The sequence below is a fragment of the Enterococcus pingfangensis genome, assembly GCF_005405205.1.
GTDB lineage: Bacteria > Bacillota > Bacilli > Lactobacillales > Enterococcaceae > Enterococcus_A > Enterococcus_A pingfangensis.
This window is the reverse complement of sequence record NZ_BJDP01000004.1, coordinates 21,913-41,475: the sequence shown is the minus strand read 5'-3', so window position 1 is coordinate 41,475 and position 19,563 is coordinate 21,913. Positions and strand designations below refer to the sequence as shown.

General features: G+C 41.6%; 21 protein-coding genes. 3 read left to right on the top strand and 18 right to left on the bottom strand.

Annotation, left to right across the window (positions count from 1 at the left end; genetic code table 11):
• Positions 1–2: 2 nt before the first annotated feature.
• The 7 genes from FFM63_RS02215 to FFM63_RS02185 form a co-directional block, all read right to left on the bottom strand.
• On the bottom strand, positions 3–398 hold the full coding sequence (locus FFM63_RS02215) for a diacylglycerol kinase family protein (protein ID WP_137608713.1): 396 nt from the start codon (positions 396–398) through the stop codon (positions 3–5).
• Entirely contained in the window at positions 376–849 is a 474-nt protein-coding gene (gene ybeY / locus FFM63_RS02210) for an rRNA maturation RNase YbeY (protein ID WP_137608712.1), read from the bottom strand. The genes FFM63_RS02215 and ybeY overlap by 23 nt, the downstream gene beginning before the upstream one ends.
• A complete protein-coding gene (locus tag FFM63_RS02205; protein ID WP_137608711.1) occupies positions 849–3,053 on the bottom strand; it encodes an HD family phosphohydrolase in 2,205 nt (734 codons plus the stop codon). The genes ybeY and FFM63_RS02205 overlap by 1 nt, the downstream gene beginning before the upstream one ends.
• Before the next feature lie 15 nt (positions 3,054–3,068).
• Positions 3,069–3,989, bottom strand: a complete 921-nt coding sequence (locus FFM63_RS02200) for a PhoH family protein (protein ID WP_171000185.1) — start codon at positions 3,987–3,989, stop codon at positions 3,069–3,071.
• A gap of 379 nt (positions 3,990–4,368) precedes the next feature.
• On the bottom strand, positions 4,369–4,815 hold the full coding sequence (locus FFM63_RS02195; protein ID WP_137608709.1) for a GatB/YqeY domain-containing protein: 447 nt from the start codon (positions 4,813–4,815) through the stop codon (positions 4,369–4,371).
• Between the two features lie 20 nt (positions 4,816–4,835).
• Positions 4,836–5,012: a 30S ribosomal protein S21 gene (gene rpsU, locus FFM63_RS02190; RefSeq protein WP_002356740.1), complete on the bottom strand. Its 177-nt coding sequence runs from the start codon at positions 5,010–5,012 to the stop codon at positions 4,836–4,838.
• A gap of 137 nt (positions 5,013–5,149) precedes the next feature.
• The gene (locus tag FFM63_RS02185) at positions 5,150–5,587 is read right to left on the bottom strand and encodes a Fur family transcriptional regulator (RefSeq protein WP_137608708.1); all 438 of its coding nucleotides are present in this window, start codon (positions 5,585–5,587) and stop codon (positions 5,150–5,152) included.
• A gap of 85 nt (positions 5,588–5,672) precedes the next feature.
• Here FFM63_RS02185 and FFM63_RS02180 point away from each other — a divergent pair, with 85 nt between their 5' ends.
• Positions 5,673–6,527, top strand: coding sequence for a pyruvate, water dikinase regulatory protein (locus FFM63_RS02180; RefSeq protein WP_137608707.1), 855 nt, complete (start codon positions 5,673–5,675; stop codon positions 6,525–6,527).
• Between the two features lie 2 nt (positions 6,528–6,529).
• On the opposite strand, the gene FFM63_RS02175 is transcribed toward FFM63_RS02180, so the two are convergent.
• From FFM63_RS02175 to FFM63_RS02135, 9 genes are all read right to left on the bottom strand, one after another.
• A complete protein-coding gene (locus FFM63_RS02175; protein WP_137608706.1) occupies positions 6,530–7,459 on the bottom strand; it encodes a homoserine O-succinyltransferase in 930 nt (309 codons plus the stop codon).
• Entirely contained in the window at positions 7,444–7,716 is a 273-nt protein-coding gene (locus FFM63_RS02170; RefSeq protein WP_137608705.1) for a hypothetical protein, read from the bottom strand. Before FFM63_RS02170 ends, FFM63_RS02175 begins: the two co-directional genes overlap by 16 nt.
• Before the next feature lie 492 nt (positions 7,717–8,208).
• Positions 8,209–9,072 carry a homoserine kinase gene (gene thrB, locus FFM63_RS02165; RefSeq protein WP_137608704.1) on the bottom strand — a complete coding sequence of 288 codons (864 nt, stop codon included), beginning with the start codon at positions 9,070–9,072 and terminating at the stop codon, positions 8,209–8,211.
• Positions 9,069–10,127, bottom strand: coding sequence for a threonine synthase (gene thrC / locus FFM63_RS02160; RefSeq protein ID WP_137608703.1), 1,059 nt, complete (start codon positions 10,125–10,127; stop codon positions 9,069–9,071). The genes thrB and thrC overlap by 4 nt, the downstream gene beginning before the upstream one ends.
• 2 nt (positions 10,128–10,129) lie before the next feature.
• Complete coding sequence (locus FFM63_RS02155; protein ID WP_137608702.1) at positions 10,130–11,419, bottom strand: homoserine dehydrogenase; 1,290 nt, start codon at positions 11,417–11,419, stop codon at positions 10,130–10,132.
• Between the two features lie 127 nt (positions 11,420–11,546).
• Positions 11,547–11,834: an ArsR/SmtB family transcription factor gene (locus FFM63_RS02150; protein ID WP_137608701.1), complete on the bottom strand. Its 288-nt coding sequence runs from the start codon at positions 11,832–11,834 to the stop codon at positions 11,547–11,549.
• Between the two features lie 14 nt (positions 11,835–11,848).
• Positions 11,849–13,573, bottom strand: coding sequence for a phospho-sugar mutase (locus FFM63_RS02145; protein WP_137608700.1), 1,725 nt, complete (start codon positions 13,571–13,573; stop codon positions 11,849–11,851).
• 232 nt (positions 13,574–13,805) lie between these two features.
• Positions 13,806–14,720, bottom strand: a complete 915-nt coding sequence (gene trxB / locus FFM63_RS02140; protein ID WP_137608699.1) for a thioredoxin-disulfide reductase — start codon at positions 14,718–14,720, stop codon at positions 13,806–13,808.
• A gap of 244 nt (positions 14,721–14,964) precedes the next feature.
• Positions 14,965–15,183 (bottom strand): YneF family protein, encoded by a 219-nt coding sequence (locus FFM63_RS02135; RefSeq protein ID WP_010740033.1) that lies wholly within the window; start codon positions 15,181–15,183, stop codon positions 14,965–14,967.
• A 293-nt stretch (positions 15,184–15,476) separates the two neighbouring features.
• On the opposite strand from FFM63_RS02135, the gene proB reads away from it, so the two are divergent.
• Together proB and FFM63_RS02125 are read left to right on the top strand one after the other, a co-directional pair.
• The gene (gene proB, locus FFM63_RS02130) at positions 15,477–16,286 is read left to right on the top strand and encodes a glutamate 5-kinase (RefSeq protein ID WP_137608698.1); all 810 of its coding nucleotides are present in this window, start codon (positions 15,477–15,479) and stop codon (positions 16,284–16,286) included.
• The gene (locus FFM63_RS02125; protein WP_137608697.1) at positions 16,279–17,529 is read left to right on the top strand and encodes a glutamate-5-semialdehyde dehydrogenase; all 1,251 of its coding nucleotides are present in this window, start codon (positions 16,279–16,281) and stop codon (positions 17,527–17,529) included. The genes proB and FFM63_RS02125 overlap by 8 nt, the downstream gene beginning before the upstream one ends.
• A 180-nt stretch (positions 17,530–17,709) precedes the next feature.
• Here FFM63_RS02125 and FFM63_RS02120 read toward each other — a convergent pair whose 3' ends face one another.
• A complete protein-coding gene (locus tag FFM63_RS02120) occupies positions 17,710–18,600 on the bottom strand; it encodes a deoxyribonuclease IV (protein ID WP_137608696.1) in 891 nt (296 codons plus the stop codon).
• 18 nt (positions 18,601–18,618) lie between these two features.
• Positions 18,619–19,524 carry an AEC family transporter gene (locus tag FFM63_RS02115; protein ID WP_137608695.1) on the bottom strand — a complete coding sequence of 302 codons (906 nt, stop codon included), beginning with the start codon at positions 19,522–19,524 and terminating at the stop codon, positions 18,619–18,621.
• Positions 19,525–19,563: the final 39 nt, after the last annotated feature.

Here is a 19,563-nt window from a genome sequence, read left to right as displayed (position 1 = left end):
GACTAAAGAAAGAGCTCAATAATTTTTGGTAAAAAGATAATGACACCAACGATCACGGCAAATACCGAAGTGACTAAAACTGCTCCGGCAGCCATATCCTTGATTTTTTTTCCGATCGGATGAAAATGGTGATCTGTCACCATATCCACGACATTTTCAAAGACGGTGTTGATGATTTCTACGATCCAAACTAGAAAGACCGCTAAAAAGATCCACAGCCATTCAAGCACAGAGACGCCCAACAAGAATGCGACAAGAATCGCCATCAGTCCAAAGACTGCGTGCGCGCGCATATTACGTTCTTCTTGAAAAACCGTTTTGATTCCTTGGATCGAAAATTCTAAAGACGTGACGAAATGTTTATTTTTCCCCGTTTTATCTTTTAAGTCCATAGGCATCTAATATCTCTTTCTGCAGACCGAACATCTCTTTTTCATCCTCAGCTGTCATATGGTCATACCCATTGATATGCAAAAAACCATGGACGGCTAGAAAGCCTAACTCACGATCAAAACTATGCCCATACTCTGCGGCTTGTTCTTTGGCACGCTCTGTAGAAATCATAATATCGCCAAGATTGCGCGGCATCGGATCTTCTTCATCCATGATGATTGGAACTTCATCTTCCCCTTCTTCTTCCAAGGCAAAACTGATGACGTCTGTCGGTGCATCTTTTCCGCGATAATCACGATTGATAACTTGGATCGCGGCATTATCCATAAATGTCACCGACATCTCCGTATCTTCCGGCAGCTTCAAATAATCCGCTGCAAATTGTAAGACACCGTCGATTTCTTGGATTTTTTCATTCGAGACTTGCTCGGTTTCATCAATAAAGGTAATATCCATTACTCTTCCCCTTTTTTCTCTTGCTCTTCTTTCATTTTCTCTGCCTCTGATTGCATTCTTGGATACTTGATCCGAGAATGGAAGGTCGAACTCAATCCGCTGATCAATGATTTCTCAACGATACGAATCTCTTTTAAAGTCAAACCAGAATCATCTAATTGCCCATCGTTGATTCGTTCTTCAATCAACTTGTGCACAAAATCGGTGATCTTATCAATCGAAGGATGATCCATTGCTCGAACTGCAGCTTCGCAACTATCAGCGATATTCACAACTCCAGCTTCTCGCGTCTGCGGTTTAGGTCCCGGATAACGGAACTCCGCTTCGGTCGTTTCAGGATTGCGTTCTTTTGCTTTAAAGTAGAAAAATTTCATCAAGGTTGTCCCATGATGTTGATAACAAATGTCGATGACCATCTGCGGCATCTTATATTCTTGCAAAATTTTTGCTCCTTCGATGACATGACCAAAAATAATTTGTTTGCTATCTTCCGGCAGTAAAAAATTATGCGGATTTTCGGCGCCTGTTGGCAAATTTTCAACGAAGAAATTCGCGTGACGGATCTTGCCAATGTCATGATAATAACACGCTACTCGAGTCAGCAGCGAGCGGCCGCCGATCTCTGCTACTGCATTTGCACTCAGATTAGCTACCATCATCGAGTGATGGTATGTTCCAGGAGCTTTTTCTAACAGCTCTTTCAACAGCGGATGGTTAGGATTACTCAACTCATTCAACGTGATCACGCTGCTGTCGGTCACTAAAATTTCAATGTATGGCTGCAACCCCATCCCCATAATAAAAGATAAGATGCTGGCAGCAAAGGCGCCTAATAATAATCCCCAAGTTTGCGAATCAGTAAAGGACATACCTTGATAGATACTCAAAATAATCGACCAAAACAATGGGAACGCCACAATCCAAAGCATCGCTTGTTTCAGCTGATCGGCTAATCGTTTTTGTTTCACCATAACAGCCAATGTGCCTGAAAATAGATACGTCATCAAAATCACCGGCAGCATATTCGTTCCAATCACATTGTAATAAATAAACAACGCGAAGACCGTTTGGAAAACGGCCGATAACGCCCCCGCCCGCCGATTGACAAAGACTGTCAAGATTAAAGGCATAAAAGCGGCTGGGAAGAACAGCGCCAAATTATTGGAGCTGCTGCCTTGAAAACTTTGGAGGATCTTCATGATAACGACGCCGATCACCATCGTTGCGCTATAAAATAAAATAAAACGCACCCGTTGAAATTCGACTTCAAATTGCCGACTATAAAACCACAGCAATACCCCTTGCAAGATTGTTGCTAAAATCATTGCGATTAATGGAAAGATCGAAGTACTTGAGCTGGTCAAACCTAGTAATTTCAACTTGTTGATCGAATTAGCATCGATCTGACTGCCTTCTCGCACGATGACTTCCCCTTGATAGATCATCACCGGCTGGACTGAGTCGCTGGCTTGTTCTTTTAATTCATCCGTCCGTTTTTGATTCAATGAATCATTGATCACGATTCCGTCATCTAATAAGTAGCGGATGACTTGATTAGACGCATCAGACAAACCCAAATTTTGGATCTTGTCGATGGCTTGTTGTTTGTATTCAACAAGATCGCTTTGGCGGATCCGTTTGGTCATTTGTTCGTCTAAAAGGCTCAAACTTTCCGTTCCGACTTTAGTCAAATCAGCGGAACTCAACTGGACGACTGCTTGATAAAACTCTTCCGGCAGCTGTTGATAAAAAGTAACTGTGTCTTGATCTAGACCTTCAAAATTCTTTTTAACCGCCGCTACCCGCTCATCTACCGTCGGCTGAGGAATTTTTTCGCCTTCCTTAGCTTGTGAGACTTTGCTTTGATAATTTTTATCCAGCTCACTATTGGCTTTTTGAATCAAGGTGATCAATTGACTGATCCGATCATGCTGTGTGTTGGCTAAATCAGCCTGATATGTATATTCAGGCGTAACTGCTTCAGCGGCCAGCTGACGTTTTTGATCCGTTTCATCTTTATTTTCGATCGTCTTATTAGCACGAATGCTTTCTGTGGCAACTTGACCTTCTTGATAGTCTACACTTTTTTGAATCACACTAGTAAGCATCGTCAAAACTAAGATAAGTGAAAAAACGCCTAGAATAATCACTATAAATTTGGAACCTAACTTCTTCAGCAAGTTATTGATGGGTTGATTTAACATTCAATTCCCTCCTGACTACTTCTCTTGGCGCCGTAGGTTCTCTTGCTCGTACGCTTCGATGATTTCTGCAACTACGGGGTGTCTAACTACGTCCCCTGCTTCAAAGTTTACAAAGCGGATTTTTTTGATTCCTTTTAACGTTCGCTCAGCGTGGATCAACCCGCTGACTTGTCCTTTCGGCAAATCCACTTGAGAGGTATCGCCATTGACGATCATCTTAGAATTAAACCCAAGACGCGTCAAAAACATCTTCATTTGTGAGATCGTCGTGTTTTGCGCTTCATCCAAAATGACAAAGGCATCATCCAATGTCCGACCGCGCATGTAAGCTAATGGTGCGATCTCAATAACTCCGCGTTCTAATAAACGGTTCGTATGCTCCATTCCAAAAATTTGATGCAGTGCATCATACATTGGACGTAAATACGGATCGACTTTTTCCTTCAGATCCCCCGGCAAGAAACCTAAACTTTCACCGGCTTCAACAGCTGGACGCGTTAAAATAATTCGCTGAACCTCGCCTTTTTTTAATGCGGCGATTGCCATGACGATCGCTAAATACGTTTTCCCAGTCCCCGCAGGACCCACTCCGAAAACTACATCCGACTTGCGAATCGCTGCGATGTAGCGGCTCTGACCGATATTTTTAGGCCGAATTGGTTTTCCATTGCGATCTTTTAGTAATTCTTCTTCATAGATCATGATAAATTCATCTAAGTGATTTTCGCGTCCCAAACGCAAGGCCGTCATGACATCGGGCGTTGCAATCTTAATCCCGCGATCGATCAAAACTTGCAGCGTTCGGATAATCTCTGCCACTAATTGCGTTTCTTCTTTTGGTCCGATGATTTGGATCATCTCACCGCGAGTATTGATCGTAGTTTCAGTATTGTCTTCTAAAAATTTTATATGTTTATCATGGGTACCTAAAAGCATACTGATGTCATCATTTCCATCAAGCTTTATTTCTAACGACTCAAAATCGTTGCTATTCAACAAGCGTTCATCCCTTCGTAAATCATTCCATCTTATAATACCACACTCTAAATAAAAGCAAAATTGTCTAAACTTTCATAAAAAATCAAAAGAAACTGCCGCTAAAAAAGAAGCGATCCTGCTGGCAGAAGTTCCATCGTTTACTGGTTCATTTTCCTAATTTCAAAGCACGGATGTTTTTGTTGGAGCAGTCTTTTCTATTTTTACTTTGTTTTCTAGCAGATACATCTGGCTTGCAGCCTCTGCTGTTAGTAAATGCTGAACTATGTAATCCTCACAAAAAAAGTCGAGAGAAAATTCTCTCGACTTTCATTACTGCTTAATTGTTCAGAAGCTCTTTGACGATTGCATTGACTTGATTGCCATCGGCTTTGCCTTTGACTTTCGGCATCACTGCACCCATCACTTTACCAAATTCTTTTGGTGAAGCGGCTCCTGTTGTTGTAATTGCTTCTGTAACGATTGCGCGGATCTCTTCTTCGGAAAGTTGAGCCGGCAAATATTTTTCAACAACTACGATTTCCTTTTTGACTTTATCAGCCAAATCGGCGCGATCAGCCTTTTCAAACTCGGTTAAAGAATCTCGACGTTGTTTCATCTCGCGAGATAAGACAGTCAACTCTTCTTCCTCATTTAAATCCTGACCATTTTTTATTTGCTCATTTTGAATCGAAGCTTTCAGCATCCGGATCACTTGCAAAGTCTCTTTGTCTTTTGCTCGCATCGCTTGCTTCATGTCTTCATTCAAGGTAGTAAGTAGTGACATCGAATCACTCCGTTCACAGACTAGAATTTCTTACGTTTTCTAGCTGCTTCTGATTTTTTCTTACGTTTCACACTTGGTTTTTCATAAAATTCACGTTTGCGAGATTCTTGCAGAGTCCCTGCTTTTGAAACGGAACGTTTGAAGCGACGAAGAGCATCGTCAAGAGATTCATTTTTACGAACCACTGTTTTTGACATATAAATTCCCTCCCTCCGGGCTTGAAATGTAACCGTTTTTGCTATTGAAAGATACTCTCAATAAACAAGACCGTCCATAAGTCATTATAGCTAATGGGCTATTTTGAGTCAAGGTACTGAAGAATTTTAATTTTAATTTATTCATTAACTTTTTGACACTTCGCACATCGCCCATATAACTCGAAGCGATGGCCTTCGATCTCGCAATCATCCAACTGTTCTTCAAAGAAATTCATTGGGCACATATGAATCTCTTTTGTCATCCCGCAGACCGTACAAATAAAATGATGATGGTGTTCAAAATTTTCACTGCAGCTGAAGCGAAATTTCATCTCTCCTTGCAGTTCGGTATCTTCGATCAAACCAATCTCGCAAAATTCTCTTAAATTGCGATAAACAGTATCGTAACTCAGGCCGGGAAACTGTCCATTCAAATAATCATAAACTTCGCGGGCAGCAACGTAACGATTGCTTTTGATCAAATAATCCAACAGTGTTTCACGTTTCTTGGTATACTTAAAGCCATTTTCTTTTACTTTCGCGATAGCTTTTTCTAATAACGTTGTCTGAGTCATCGTATTCCTCATTTCAAAGTGTAATGATTCCGAATAAACTGTATGGTATAATAAATTATCACTGATTGCAAGGGAGATTTTCTTTATGGATAGCGAAAAACAAAACGAAGTAGTCACTATTTTTATCATCTCCGATTCTGCAGGAGAAACTGCTTCAAAATTAGCTCAAGCCTCAATGGCGCAGTATCCAACTGTGGAATTTTGTCTCTTCCGCCGGACCTTTGTGCATACGGAAGAATTATTGATGAAAGCATTGAATGATGCCAAAGCTGAAAACGGCATGATCATTTATACATTGATCGACCCCGACTTAGCTAAAATTGCTAAAGATTTTTCTGATAATGAAGAGCTGTTTACAATGGATCTATTAAATCCTGTTGTTAGTGAAATAGGAAAACGAGCCCAGCTTGAACCGACCGGCGAACGCGGGGCATTGCACCATTTGAATGATAATTATTTCAAACGCATCAAAGCGATGGAATTTGCGGTCAAATATGATGATGGCAAAGATCCCCGCGGCTTTTTGGAAGCTGACGTTGTCTTGTTGGGTGTTTCCAGAACGTCAAAAACACCTTTGAGCCTGTACTTAGCCAACAAAAACTTGAAAGTTGCCAACTTGCCATTGATCCCTCAAGCTCATATCCCAAAACAATTGTTTGAAATCGATCCTAAAAAAATCGTTGGCTTGACCAATGATCCCGAAGTTTTGATCGGAATTCGCAAAGAACGGATGCGTGCTTATGGTTTAAATCCCGAAACGGCTTATTCAGATCGAGAAAAAATCCAAGCAGAATTAAAATTTGCCCATGAGCTTTATCATAAGTTAGGTTGTGAGATCATCAACGTGGCGACTCTTTCCATTGAAGAAACAGCGGCGATGATTATGAGTGCCTTAGACTTAGAAGACCATAGTTATTACTTTATGGAAGAAGAAAGCTGAGATCAAATCGATCTCAGCTTTCTTTCTTTTTGCAATTGTCGAATCTCTTCTAAGTGATAAGGCGTGAGTTGATACACATCATTTAGCCAGTTATGATAAAACAAATGCGCTTGTGCCCGCCAAGAATTATGGATGTTCCCGTCCTCGTAATAATTTTTTGGTTCAGCAGTCGCTATTCCCCGCTCGCGATCGCGCAAGTATTCTTTTTCTAAAGTATCGGTACCATATTCAAAATGTCCCATCAAGAAAACATCATGTTCATCTTCAGAAATCAAAATCGTCGACTGACCCGTTTCATCTTTAGCGATCACTCGGATCTTCTTCTGACGAACTTGTTCTTCATCAATCCCCGTATAACGTGATTGCGGCATCCAGAAACGATCATCAAAACCTCTGAACAAGCGAAATTGATGTTCGATAGCTTGTTTATATATCCCGAAAAGTTTTTCTTTAAACGCAACTTTATCAACCCCAAAATGGTGATACAATCCGGCTTGTGCTCCCCAGCAAATGTGGACGACAGAAGTCACTGACGATTGGCTCCATTCCATGATCTCTACTAATTCCGGCCAGTAATCGACGTCTTCAAACGCCAGCTGCTCGACTGGTGCGCCGGTAATGATCAACCCGTCATAACAAGTCTCTTTTACCCGAGAAAAATCCAAATAAAATTCGTCTAGATGGTTCTTGCTCGTATGCTTATGTTCATGGCTAGCAATTTTCAAAAAATTCACATCGATCTGCAGCGGACTTTGACTGATCAAACGCAGTAGATGGATCTCTGTGTCAATTTTATTTGGCATCAGATTGAGAATCAATAACTTTAACGGACGGATGTCTTGGTGTTTCGCGCGAGAATCAGCAATCGCAAAAATGTCCTCGGACTCTAAAATGGCTTTTGCCGGAAAATCAGGCTCTAAGCGAATCGGCATAAGACATCCCCCCTTAGACTACTTACTAAAAACGACGTACATCGTTCTGTTTTTTCCAGACCGACGAACAAGGAAATTTCTGATTTGGTGCAACACTTCAATTGTTGGCGACTCTGCCAATCACTGACAATATTCCACTTTAAATAATTTTCCACTTCAGCTGCAGATTTATGATCATCGATCGTGTTTGACAGTACGTTTAATTTTTTATTGTCTGGATAATTTCTATAATCCAAATAGTTCGTTTCAATTTCCATTATTTTCCTCCTCATTTGGCTTTTTTAATTCAAAAATAAAACTGACTTCTGGTGATGTGATAAAAATCTTGTCTCCTCGCCTTTTTCGCATAAACGGTGCTTCGGCTTCTTTGACGATAAGTCGTATTTCTTGAAGCTGCCTTCTTGCCTTCTGTCACAACCTCCAAATTTTATATGTATCTCGATCAATTGACTGGATCAATCAACTAAATAGTTTTTTGTTTTAAACTTTTTTTCCGGAGTCATCTCAACGCAAAAAAACTCCCATCCTTTCAGCTATGAAAGGACGGGAGTTCCGTGGTACCACCTTAGTTTATCAGTCTCTTACAAGACTGAACTTTCGTCGTATTGCTACGAACTGCTGTAACGGGCGTTCCCGTGTCGAATCGACAATTGCTCCGAGGCCATCTTCTAACAAATCGCTGCTGCTTCTTCTCAGTTTCCGAAGCTCTCTGTCAAGTCCGATTGATTATACTCTTCTCTTCAATGCAATTAAAATATTTGTACGCCTTCTCTTTCAATTGAAAGTACATCGATCAATGCTTCGGGGTCGAAGTCTTGCAAAACGGCGACTAATTTTTCAGTATTTTCTGGCGGTGTCAACACTAAAACAGTCGGTCCAGCACCGCTTAAAAAACTGCCATAGCCGCCGTATGTTTTACAAAATGCCCGAATCTTTTTGAGATGCGGAACAAGGTGTTGGCGATGACTTTCATGCAGGATGTCGCGTTCCATCATTTTACCAGCTAACGGCAAATTGCCGTTTAAAATGGCCGCAATCATCACGTTGCCGATTGAACTAGCTTGCACCGCATCGCGGTAAGACATTTCGTTTGGCAAAACAGCACGGCTTTCTGAAGTCAATAACTCGTGATTTGGGATGAAAGCAATCACATCACAATCGGGAAAAGTATGCTCCACAAAATTTACTTCATCGTTGTTGTAGCTTGCTACTACAAAATCGCCGCAAATCGCTGGCGCCACATTGTCAGGATGACCTTCGACTTTTGTCGCGTAGGCTACTTTTTGCTGTGGCGTCATCCCTAGATTTCCTAAACGATTGGCTAATTCGATCCCCGCTACGACTACTGATGAGCTGCTGCCTAAACCACGTGCAATCGGAATATCTGAAATCATCGTAAGCTGGTGCGGTTTCAAATTCGGTGCAAGATCTAAAGCAGTTTTGATCAACAAGTTTCTTTCATCTGAAGGGATCTTGCTGCCTAATTGATGATCAATCTGCCAGGTCCGAGTTTCCGGACCTATCTCGATTGTTAGATATTGTGACAAAGCAATGCCGCACGAGTCAAAGCCAGGACCTAAATTGGCGCTGGTTGCCGGGACGCGGATTTTCATAGAGCCGCCACTCCTTCACGTAAGTGTTGGCGCATATCCTCCACGTCGCTCATCTTATTGATTTTGATATCTGTTTCTTTGATTGCTGTATCAGGATCTTTTAAGCCATTTCCGGTAAAGACTGTCACAACGGTTTCACCTGGCTTGATCCGACCATTTTTCACGTGTTGGATCACTCCTGCTAGTGACGCTGCAGAACCTGGTTCAACAAAAACACCCTCTTGAGCGGCGACTTTACGATAAGCATTTAAAATTTCTGCATCTGTCACTGAATCGATATAGCCGTTTGATTCATCACGCGCTGCTTCGGCTAGTTTCCAGCTGGCTGGATTCCCGATCCGAATAGCTGTCGCGACTGTTTCAGGTGCTTCGATGACTTGGCCTTTCACAATGGCCGCTGCGCCTTCTGCTTCAAAACCATGCATTCGTGGTAATTCCGTTCCTTTTTTCTCGTGCCATTCCTTGAAACCTTTCCAATAAGCAGAAATATTTCCGGCATTACCCACGGGGATCGCCAACACGTCTGGTGCTTTTCCTAATTGTTCGCAAACTTCAAAAGCAGCTGTCTTTTGACCTTCTAATCGATAGGGATTTACTGAATTGACTAAAGCTACTGCTTCAGTTTTAGCAATGTCGCGAACAGCTTTCAATGCTTCATCAAAGTTTCCGGGAATCGAGATGATATCCGCACCATAAGCAATTGCTTGAGCCAGTTTCCCTAAAGCGATTTTCCCGTCAGGAATAACGACATAAGCTTTGATCCCTGCTCGTGTGGCATAGGCTGCCGCTGCCGCGCTCGTATTACCCGTTGAAGCACAGATGATCGCTTTTGCGCCATCTTCCACTGCTTTAGCGACAGCCATCACCATTCCACGATCCTTAAATGAACCGGTCGGATTTAATCCTTCGTATTTTCCGTATAAAGTAATGCCTAACTCTTTTGATAGATTTTTCAAAGGAATCAGCGGTGTGTTTCCTTCTGCTAAAGCGATTTGCGGTGTCTTATCCGTGATTGGCAAATATTCTTTATATTGTTTTAATAAACCTTCATACATCGTTATTCCCCCATAACTTTCATTAATGACAATAATTTATAACTCGTTTTTTCTTTGATTCCTTGCTGGATCGTTGCTAATTCCGTTTCGGATGTCTCATGCGTAATCAAAACTACTCGTGCACTTGTTCCGTTGCCTTTTTCTTGAACAACTTGTTCAAAGCCAACTTTTGCTTGTGTCATAATCTCAGCAAGTTTTAAAAATTGACCTGGTTCATCCGGCATTTCCAATGATAAGAAATACTTGCTGGTATTTTCACTTGGCGGCGTGATTTTGGTTGGCTGTGTATAGCCGGTGAACCGATGACCGACTGTATTTTTTTTCATCTTATTGACGATCGTCATCAGATCCGCTACGATACTTGTCGCTGTAGGCCGGGCACCCGCACCTGGACCGTAATACATCGATTCGCCGATCCCTGAACTTTTGATAAATACTGCATTCATTTCGTTATGGATCGAAGCTAGCGGATGATTTTGCGCCACAAGTACAGGACCAACTTCAACAGAGATCGTATCGTCTTTTTTGATCGTTGACCCAATCAATTTAACGGTGTAACCCAGCCGGTCAGCCATCGCAACATCTTCTGCCGCTAACCCGCGGATTCCTTTGATCTTGACTTGATCCATCGCTACCGTCATCCCAAAAGCAAATTTACTTAAAATGACCATTTTATAAGCGGCATCGATCCCGTCAACATCATTTGTCGGATCACTTTCCGCAAAGCCAAGTTCTTGAGCTTCCTTCAGTGTTTCTTCATACGTTCGATGTTCTTGCACCATTTTAGTCAACATATAGTTGGTCGTGCCGTTGACGATCCCTAAGACTTCTGTAATATCATCTGCCGCTAAGCTATTGGCAATCGTCCGTAAAATCGGGATCCCGCCTGCCACGCTGGCTTCATAATATAGATTTCGCTGTTGATCACGTGCTAGATCAACCAATCCGCTGCCATACTGAGCCATTAAATCTTTGTTGGCAGTCACGACGTGTTTGCCGGCTAAGAGTGCGTTTGTGATGAAAGTCTTGGCCGGTTCGATCCGTCCCATTACTTCTACAACGATTGAAATTTCCGGATCATTCAAAATCGCCTCTAGCTCAGTGACTAATTCTAAATCATATTTTTTAGCTAACTGACTTTTATCTTCTCCTGGTCGAATCAAAGCTTTCGTTACAACCAAGGAGCCACCAATACTTTTTTGAATTTTTTCTTGGTGATCTGCTAGAATTTCTAAGACGCCGGTACCTACCACACCTAATCCTAATAGACCCACCTTGACTGCTTTTTCCATAATCCGCCTCCGTTAAATTGCATTATTATTAAAAGTAATTTCATCATTCTCTAATAGTTAGCTACCAGTATAACAAAATTCTCATAAAAAAAAAGAGCTTTTCCAAAAAATTTGGAAAAGCTCTTTTTTATTGGTGTAAGACATGACGGAAGGTTTGTTCTAAAACATCTAAGACATGCTGATCATCCAAACTATATAGCATCGCCTTGCCATCACGGCGTGCTTTTACTAACCGATTGTCGCGTAATAGTCGCAATTGATGAGAAACAGCGGATTGTTCCATCGCTAACGTGTCACTGATCGATGAAACATTGCGTTCGCCTTCTTTCAGAAACATTAAAATTTTTAACCGTGTCGGATCACTCAAAACTTTAAAAAATTGACTGACCGCTTGAAACTCTTCGTGTTCCTTCATTTTTTAGCCCTCATTTACTCGGCGATTTTACGGATTGCTTCTTCATAAGTCGCAATTTTTTCTGCGGCAGTATCGTGAGAATCACCTTTCACACCGATATATAATTTGATTTTTGGTTCTGTCCCAGAAGGTCGAATCGCTAACCAAGTTTCATCAGCCAACGTATATTTCAAGACATCCGAAGCAGGCATCTCAATTGCCTTTTCAGAGCCATCAGCCGCGATCGCTCTGGCTGTTTTGAAGTCTTCCGTCAGCGTAACTGCAACATCAGCGAATGCTTTTGGTGCTTCACTACGTAAGTTTTCCATAATCGTTTTGATTCGTTCAGCACCTTCAGCACCGCTTAATGTAACAGAAATCGTTTTTTCTGCGTAATAGCCGTACTCTGCAAAAATATCTTGAAGGCCGTCATACAGTGTTTTACCTTGTTTTTTATAATAAGCCGCAACTTCCGCTAATAAGACTAAGGTTTGGATCGCATCTTTATCACGAACGAAAGATTTGATCAAATAGCCGTAGCTTTCTTCAAAACCAAACATAAATGTTTGCGAATGATCCGCTTCATATTGTTGAATTTTTTCAGCGATAAATTTAAAGCCGGTCAACACATCTACCATCTTCACATGGTAACTAGCCGCAATCGTTGTCGCTAATTCACTCGATACGATCGATTTCAAGACTACCGCATTTGCTGGTAAAGTTCCTGCTTGTTTATGTGCTTCCAAAATATAACGAATCAAAAGAGCACCGATTTGATTTCCTGTTAAAACTTGATAACGTCCATCCGGCAAACGAACGGCCGCACCCAAACGATCGGCGTCAGGATCTGTCGCAATCAATAAGTCTGCACCTTCTTGTTCACCTAATTTGATCGCATATTCAAACGCAGAATGTTCTTCTGGATTTGGTGATTTTACAGTTGAGAAATTTGGGTCAGCGATTGCTTGTTCAGGAACAAGCATGAATTTTTCAAAGCCGGCCTGTTTCAAGGCTTTTTCTCCAAGCATTTTGCCTGTCCCATGTAACGGTGTATAAACTAGTTTTAATTCTTTACCCATTTCATTGATCAGCGCTTGGTCAATCGTTACGGATTTGATTTCTTTCAAATATTCGGAATCGACCTCAGCTCCAATAATAGTGATCAAGCCGCTATGTTCAACTTCTTCATCTGATAATACTTCGACTTCTAACGGATTTTCCACATTACGGACAAATTTCGTCAATGCATCCGCGTCTTCAGGCGGCATTTGCCCGCCATCTTCGCCGTATACTTTATAGCCGTTGTATTCCGCAGGGTTGTGCGATGCAGTGATCATAATTCCTGTAAAGGCATTTTCAAAACGAACGGCAAAAGACAATTCTGGCGTTGGCCGCAGACTTTCAAATACAAACGAAGGAATGTCGTGTTTTGCCAATGTTTTTGCTGCTTCCATGGCAAATTCTGGCGACATATGACGTGAATCATAAGCGATTGCCACTCCGCGACGTTTCGTTTCAGGGTCTTGCGTATCCATAAAACGTGCTAATCCTTCAGTTGCTTGGCGAACGGTAAAAATATTCATTCGATTGACGCCAGGCCCTAAGATTCCGCGCATTCCCGCGGTTCCAAATTCTAATGGTTTGTAAAATGCATCTTTTTTCAACTCAGGGTCTTTGCCTAAGTCTTGTAATTTTTTTCGCATGTTTTCATCTAATTTATCTGAATCGATCCATTGTTCATAAACTTGTTCCCAAGACATGAAACACACCTCTTTCAAATTTTTTTACCATCTAAGTATACCATTACTGTTATATCCAGCAAAGGGAACATCTATGTCAGACTAAAAAAAGCGCCACAGCTCTCCTCGCAAAAAAAGCGCACGACAATAGCGGACAGCTTCAAAAAAATTTTGACTTATTTCTGAAGAAATGACTAAAACGCCGCTTAGTCGAAAAAAAGATGCGACAATCCTCTTGTCGCATCCCCTAAGATCAATTTTGTTCTTCAATATATTTATAGACTTGTTGGCCTGCGATCCCGCCTTCGCCAACGGCTGTCGTGATTTGACGCAAATCTTTCTCACGAGCATCACCAATCGCAAAAACACCCGGAATCTTCGTTTTCATTTCAAAATCAGTTTCAATCCAGCCAGCAGCATTCGTAATCCCACTATTTTTAAACGGTTCAGTCAATGGTTCCAAACCAACATAGATAAAGGCGCCATTTGCTGATTCTAAGTGGACTTCTCCTGTTTTGACGTTGCGGATCTGCGCACCCGTCACGACCATCTCATTGCCGACGATTTCATCGACAACACTGTCCCAAATAAATGAAATTTTTTCATTTGCAAAAGCACGATCTTGAATGATTTTTTGTGCCCGCAATTCATCACGACGATGAACGATCACAACTTCAGAAGCGAAACGTGTTAAATAAATTGCTTCTTCTACTGCTGAATCGCCGCCGCCGACAACAATCAAACGTTTATTACGGAAAAAGGCTCCGTCACAGACTGCACAATAAGAAACGCCGCGACCTGCAAAAGATTCTTCACCTGGTACACCTAGTTTCCGATGCACACAGCCTGTTGCAACGATGATTGTTTTAGCCTGATATTTTTTATCTTCTGTAATGACTTCTTTGTAATCGCCATGATCTTTAATATCTTGAACGATCCCATAAGCATTTTCAGTACCGAATTTTGTGACGCCGTCATACATTTTCATCGCAAGCTCTGGTCCCATGATGGACTCAAACCCTGGATAATTTTCAATTTCAGCGGTGTTGTTCATTTGTCCGCCGGGTGCCCCGCGTTCAATCAAAAGAACTTTCAAATTTGAACGTGAAGCATATAAGGCTGCGGTCATCCCTGCCGGACCCGCACCAATAATTATTACATCATACATTTCAGCAATTCCCCCATTCGGCTTTACTTTACATCCAAGAATTTATTCTGTCGACAAATCTGCTTTGCGAGCCCTGCTTTCTGCTTTAACAGGTTGCATCCGCTGCGAAACGCCCATCAAAATCAGTTCTCTCAATTTTTGAAAACTGATTTCTTCAACTGAAGTTAGCTGCAGATTGTGTGTTTCGCTCTAAATTTATCAAAAAAGAAGGGCAACCATCCTTCGACGATTGTCCTTTCAAAGATTATTGTTGATTTTTCATTTGTTGCATCATTTGACGCACTTTTTTTTCTGAAGGTTTTTGCCCCATCGACATCATCATTTGACGTAACATATCCTCGTTGATTGGAGGATTCTTTTTGAAATAGTCTTGCATATATTTACGGGCTAAGAAGAAACCGCCAACAGCACCTAATAGTGCAGCAATTACTGCGATCAATACTACAATTCCAGTTGATACCATTTTCACCGCTCCTTTCCTGACACATTCTCATACATTTTACTAGAAGATCCCGCAAAAGAAAAGCCGTTTTCAAAATCTTAAAATCAAACTATGAAATTTTCGTTCAATCTGATTGCTTATCCGTCATTTATTTTCTATATAAAAGAAGAGCAGGACGTTTTTCTATTGATAAAAACCAAATAAACCGCATAATTCTTCAGTAAATTATAAAAAAATGGTGAAATAATAATTAAAATATGCTAAACTTCGAAACAATACCTTTCTTCCTGGTGGCTAAGTGAAGAGGTGCAACTATGAGAAATTTTTTAAGGTCCGTCAATCGGATTGTGGTGAAGATCGGGACAAGTTCCTTGATCCATCCAAACGGCAAGATCAATTTGGACGGTATTGATCAATTAGCTTTCGTCTTAACTGACCTTCGCAATCAAGGAAAAGAAATATTGTTAGTCTCTTCGGGTGCGATTGGTGTCGGGATGGCTAAACTGATGATTTCCCAACGTCCGTGCGAGATTCCGTTGCAACAAGCGGTCGCGGCAGTCGGTCAAGCGGAACTGATGCAAATCTACAATCAGCGCTTTTTAAGATACAGTCAACAAACGGCTCAAGTTTTATTGACACGCGATGTCGTTGATTTTCCAGAAAGCCGCTCAAACGTCATCAATACATTGGACCAACTGCTCGCAATGGGAATTCTGCCGATCATCAATGAAAATGATACCGTAGCAGTCGATGAAATGGATCACACGAGAAAATTTGGCGACAATGATGAATTATCCGCGATCGTGTCACAACTAATGAAAGCAGATGTCTTGATCATGTTAAGCGATATTGACGGTTTTTATTCGGAAAATCCTGCCAAAAATGAACATGCTGTCTTATACTCTACTGTCTCAGTGATCGATCAAACATTGCTGGATCAAGCTAGCGGTGAAGGCAGTCGTTTTGGTACGGGCGGCATGGTCAGTAAGCTGAAAGCCGCTCAAAGAATCTTAGCAGAAAAAAGTACGATGGTCTTGGCAAACGGCAAACCTCCTAGAATAATTTTTGATATCTTAGCAGGCAAAGAAGTCGGAACATTATTTAAGGGGGAAAAATATGACTAATTTATTGACCACACTAGGACAGCAAAGTAAATCGGCTGCACAAAAATTGAGTCAGCTAACAACTGTACAAAAAAATAATTGCTTGCTGCAAATGGCAAATGATTTAACAACTAACGCGGCAATAATTTTGGCGGAAAATCGACAGGATTTGAGCCGAGCAAAGGAAAACGGGATTTCTGAGCCGATGATCGATCGACTCTGCTTAACGGATAAAAGAATTCAAGAGATGGCTGAGGGGATTCGACAAGTAGCGGCATTGCCTGATCCAATCGGCGTAGTAGAAAAAATGTGGCGGACAGAAGATCAGCTGTTGATTGGACAACAACGGGTTCCTTTAGGTGTGATCGGGATTATTTTTGAATCGCGGCCAAACGTAACTACCGACGCGGCTAGCCTGTGTTTCAAATCCGGCAATGCGGTAATTTTACGCGGCGGCAAAGAAGCTTTTTACTCTAATAGAATCTTAGTAAAACTGATGCAGCAGACGTTGCGCGACAATCAGCTAGATCCGGCAATGATTCAGTTTGTCAACGATACTTCTCATGCTGCAGCAAATGAGCTGATGCAGTTGAATGAGTATTTAGATGTTTTGATTCCCCGCGGCGGTACCGGTTTGATCCAACACGTCAAAAATAATGCGACCGTCCCAGTAATTGAAACAGGTACCGGCAATAATCACATCTATGTTGATTCTGCCGCACAGTTGGAGATGGCGTTAAAAATAGTTGTCAATGGAAAAACACAACGCCCCTCCGTCTGCAATGCTGTCGAAACTTTATTGGTTCACGAAGCGATTGCCGCTGAATTTTTACCGATGATCGAAAAAGCTTTGACACCTCAGCACGTCTCTTTAAGAGGCGATGCTCTCGCTTTATCTCATTTAAAGCAAGCGAATTTGGCCACAGAAGCAGATTGGTCAACTGAATTTCTGGATTACATTTTAGCAGTCAAAGTCGTCGCTACTATCGATGAAGCGATCGAGCACATCAATCACTACAACTCTAAACATTCAGAAGCGATTGTGACTGACAGCTATCATAATGGACAAAAATTTCTGAAAGAAATCGATGCAGCGGCAGTTTATATCAATGCATCCACTCGTTTTACTGACGGTTTTAAATTTGGACTTGGTGCAGAGATTGGAATCTCTACGCAAAAATTACATGCTCGTGGACCAATGGGCTTGGAACAGTTGACTTCTAGTAAATACATCATCTACGGCGATGGTCAAATTCGAGAATAGCTGCTGATTCTACAGCAAGTCAAACTTAAAAACGTTCGGTCCGCTTGTCTAACGATGCAGCTTCACTTTATACCAGAAATAATCGCAAAAAACCGACACTCCACAAGACCGGCTGACTTGTTAGGACAAAGAAATAATTAAGTCCTTACGAGCAGCTGATCGCTTTGGGTGTCGGTTTTTTTATTGTGCTTGGATTTTTGTTAATAAATCTGGATCAAATTTTCCAGCTCTTAACATCGCAATTTCAAAACCGTAAGGAGCCTGTTGATTCTTTTTGTCTGCTCCCACGTACGGTGTTTCCAATATTTTAGGCAGCTGCTCCAGCTTTTCGTGATGTACGATAGCATTCAGCGCATCAAATCCGATCGTACCAAAACCAATATTGGCATGGCGATCTTTGTGAGAACCGATAGGATTTTTTGAATCATTTATGTGGAGAACTTTCAAACGATCCAAACCAATCACGCGGTCAAATTCTGCCAATACGCCGTCAAAATCTTCTTTGACATTGTAGCCGGCATCATTGGTGTGGCACGTGTCAAAAGTCACCGAAAGTTTTTCATTTAAAGTTACTCCGTCGATAATATACGCCAATTCTTCAAATGTTCTGCCTAATTCTGTTCCTTTTCCTGCCATCGTTTCTAAAGCAATTTGCGCACGCTGATCTTTAGTCAATACTTCGTTCAATCCTTTGATGATCTGATCTAAGCCAGCTTTTTCGCCAGCACCTACATGAGCACCTGGATGCAAAGTGATCTGCATTGCGCCTAAAGCTTCTGCCCGCATGATCTCATCACGCAAAAATTGAACGGCAAAAGGAAACATCTCTGGTTTCTGTGTATTACCTAAATTAATGATGTACGGCGCATGCATCACGATGTTGGACAAATTATGCTCTTTCATAAATTCTTCACCAGCTGGAATGTTCATCTCTTCCACTGATTTGCGGCGGGTATTTTGCGGGGCGCCGCTATAGATCATAAAGGTCGATGCTTCGTAGCTGGCAGCTTCTTGCGCTGCGCCTAATAACATACCTTTTCCCTTCATACTTACATGAGAACCAATTAACATAAAAACCTCCAGCTTTTTTTATAGAAATAATAATAAACTTGTCATCAGCGGCAGACTGATCAAAAAACTCAGAGATGAGGTAAAGCCCACCACTTCTGCTCGCATTCCAGCTGCGACACTATTGATAACACCAAATGTCGGGATTGGTCCGACAGAGACCAAACATAAAACGATTTTGATCATTTCCGGCAGTGGCAGCAGCAGCACTAAACATACGATCAATAGTCCTACGCCATATTTGATCATTAAGACTCGTGCCACCAACGTCAGATCTTTTCTCGGCAAGCGCAGTTCCAAAAACAATCCGATCATAAACATCGATAAAAAAGTATTCGCGTTAGCGATCGGTTGTACCATTTGAAAGAAGTCTTGTGGCAGATTGATCTTTGACACACGCAAAAGCAGCATGATCAAATAGCAAAGAAATGGCACAGACCGTCCCAAACGCCCAAGCACTTTTTTGAAACTAGGACGCTCTTCCGTCCCGCCGCTGATGCCTTCGATCACTACATTGGATCCGCCGGCTAACATGACGCTGTTTCCAATATCAAAAAAAGATAAAATCGGAATGGCCAGCGGCATAAAACTTTGCACAAAAGGAATCGCAAAATTCCCGATATTGTAACCTGAAACACTGTACATTAAAAATTCGCGTTCGACATGTTCCTGTTTCTTTGATAAGAAATGACCGACGAGGATCATTGCTAAATTTAAAAACAGTCCTGCTAAAATCAAGAGCAATAACTGATTTTTGATCACTAATGACTGCAGATTTACGACGATTGCTGCCGGCAATGTGACATTGACCACTATTTTTGAGATCAGCGACCCGTCTGCTTTAGTTAATAAGTTGAGCCGTTTAGTCAAATAGCCTATCAAGATAATAACAAATAATCCCAGTGAATTTAATAAAACTGCTCGCATATCCGCACCTCTTCAACCTAAAAAACGCTTACCTAGCAA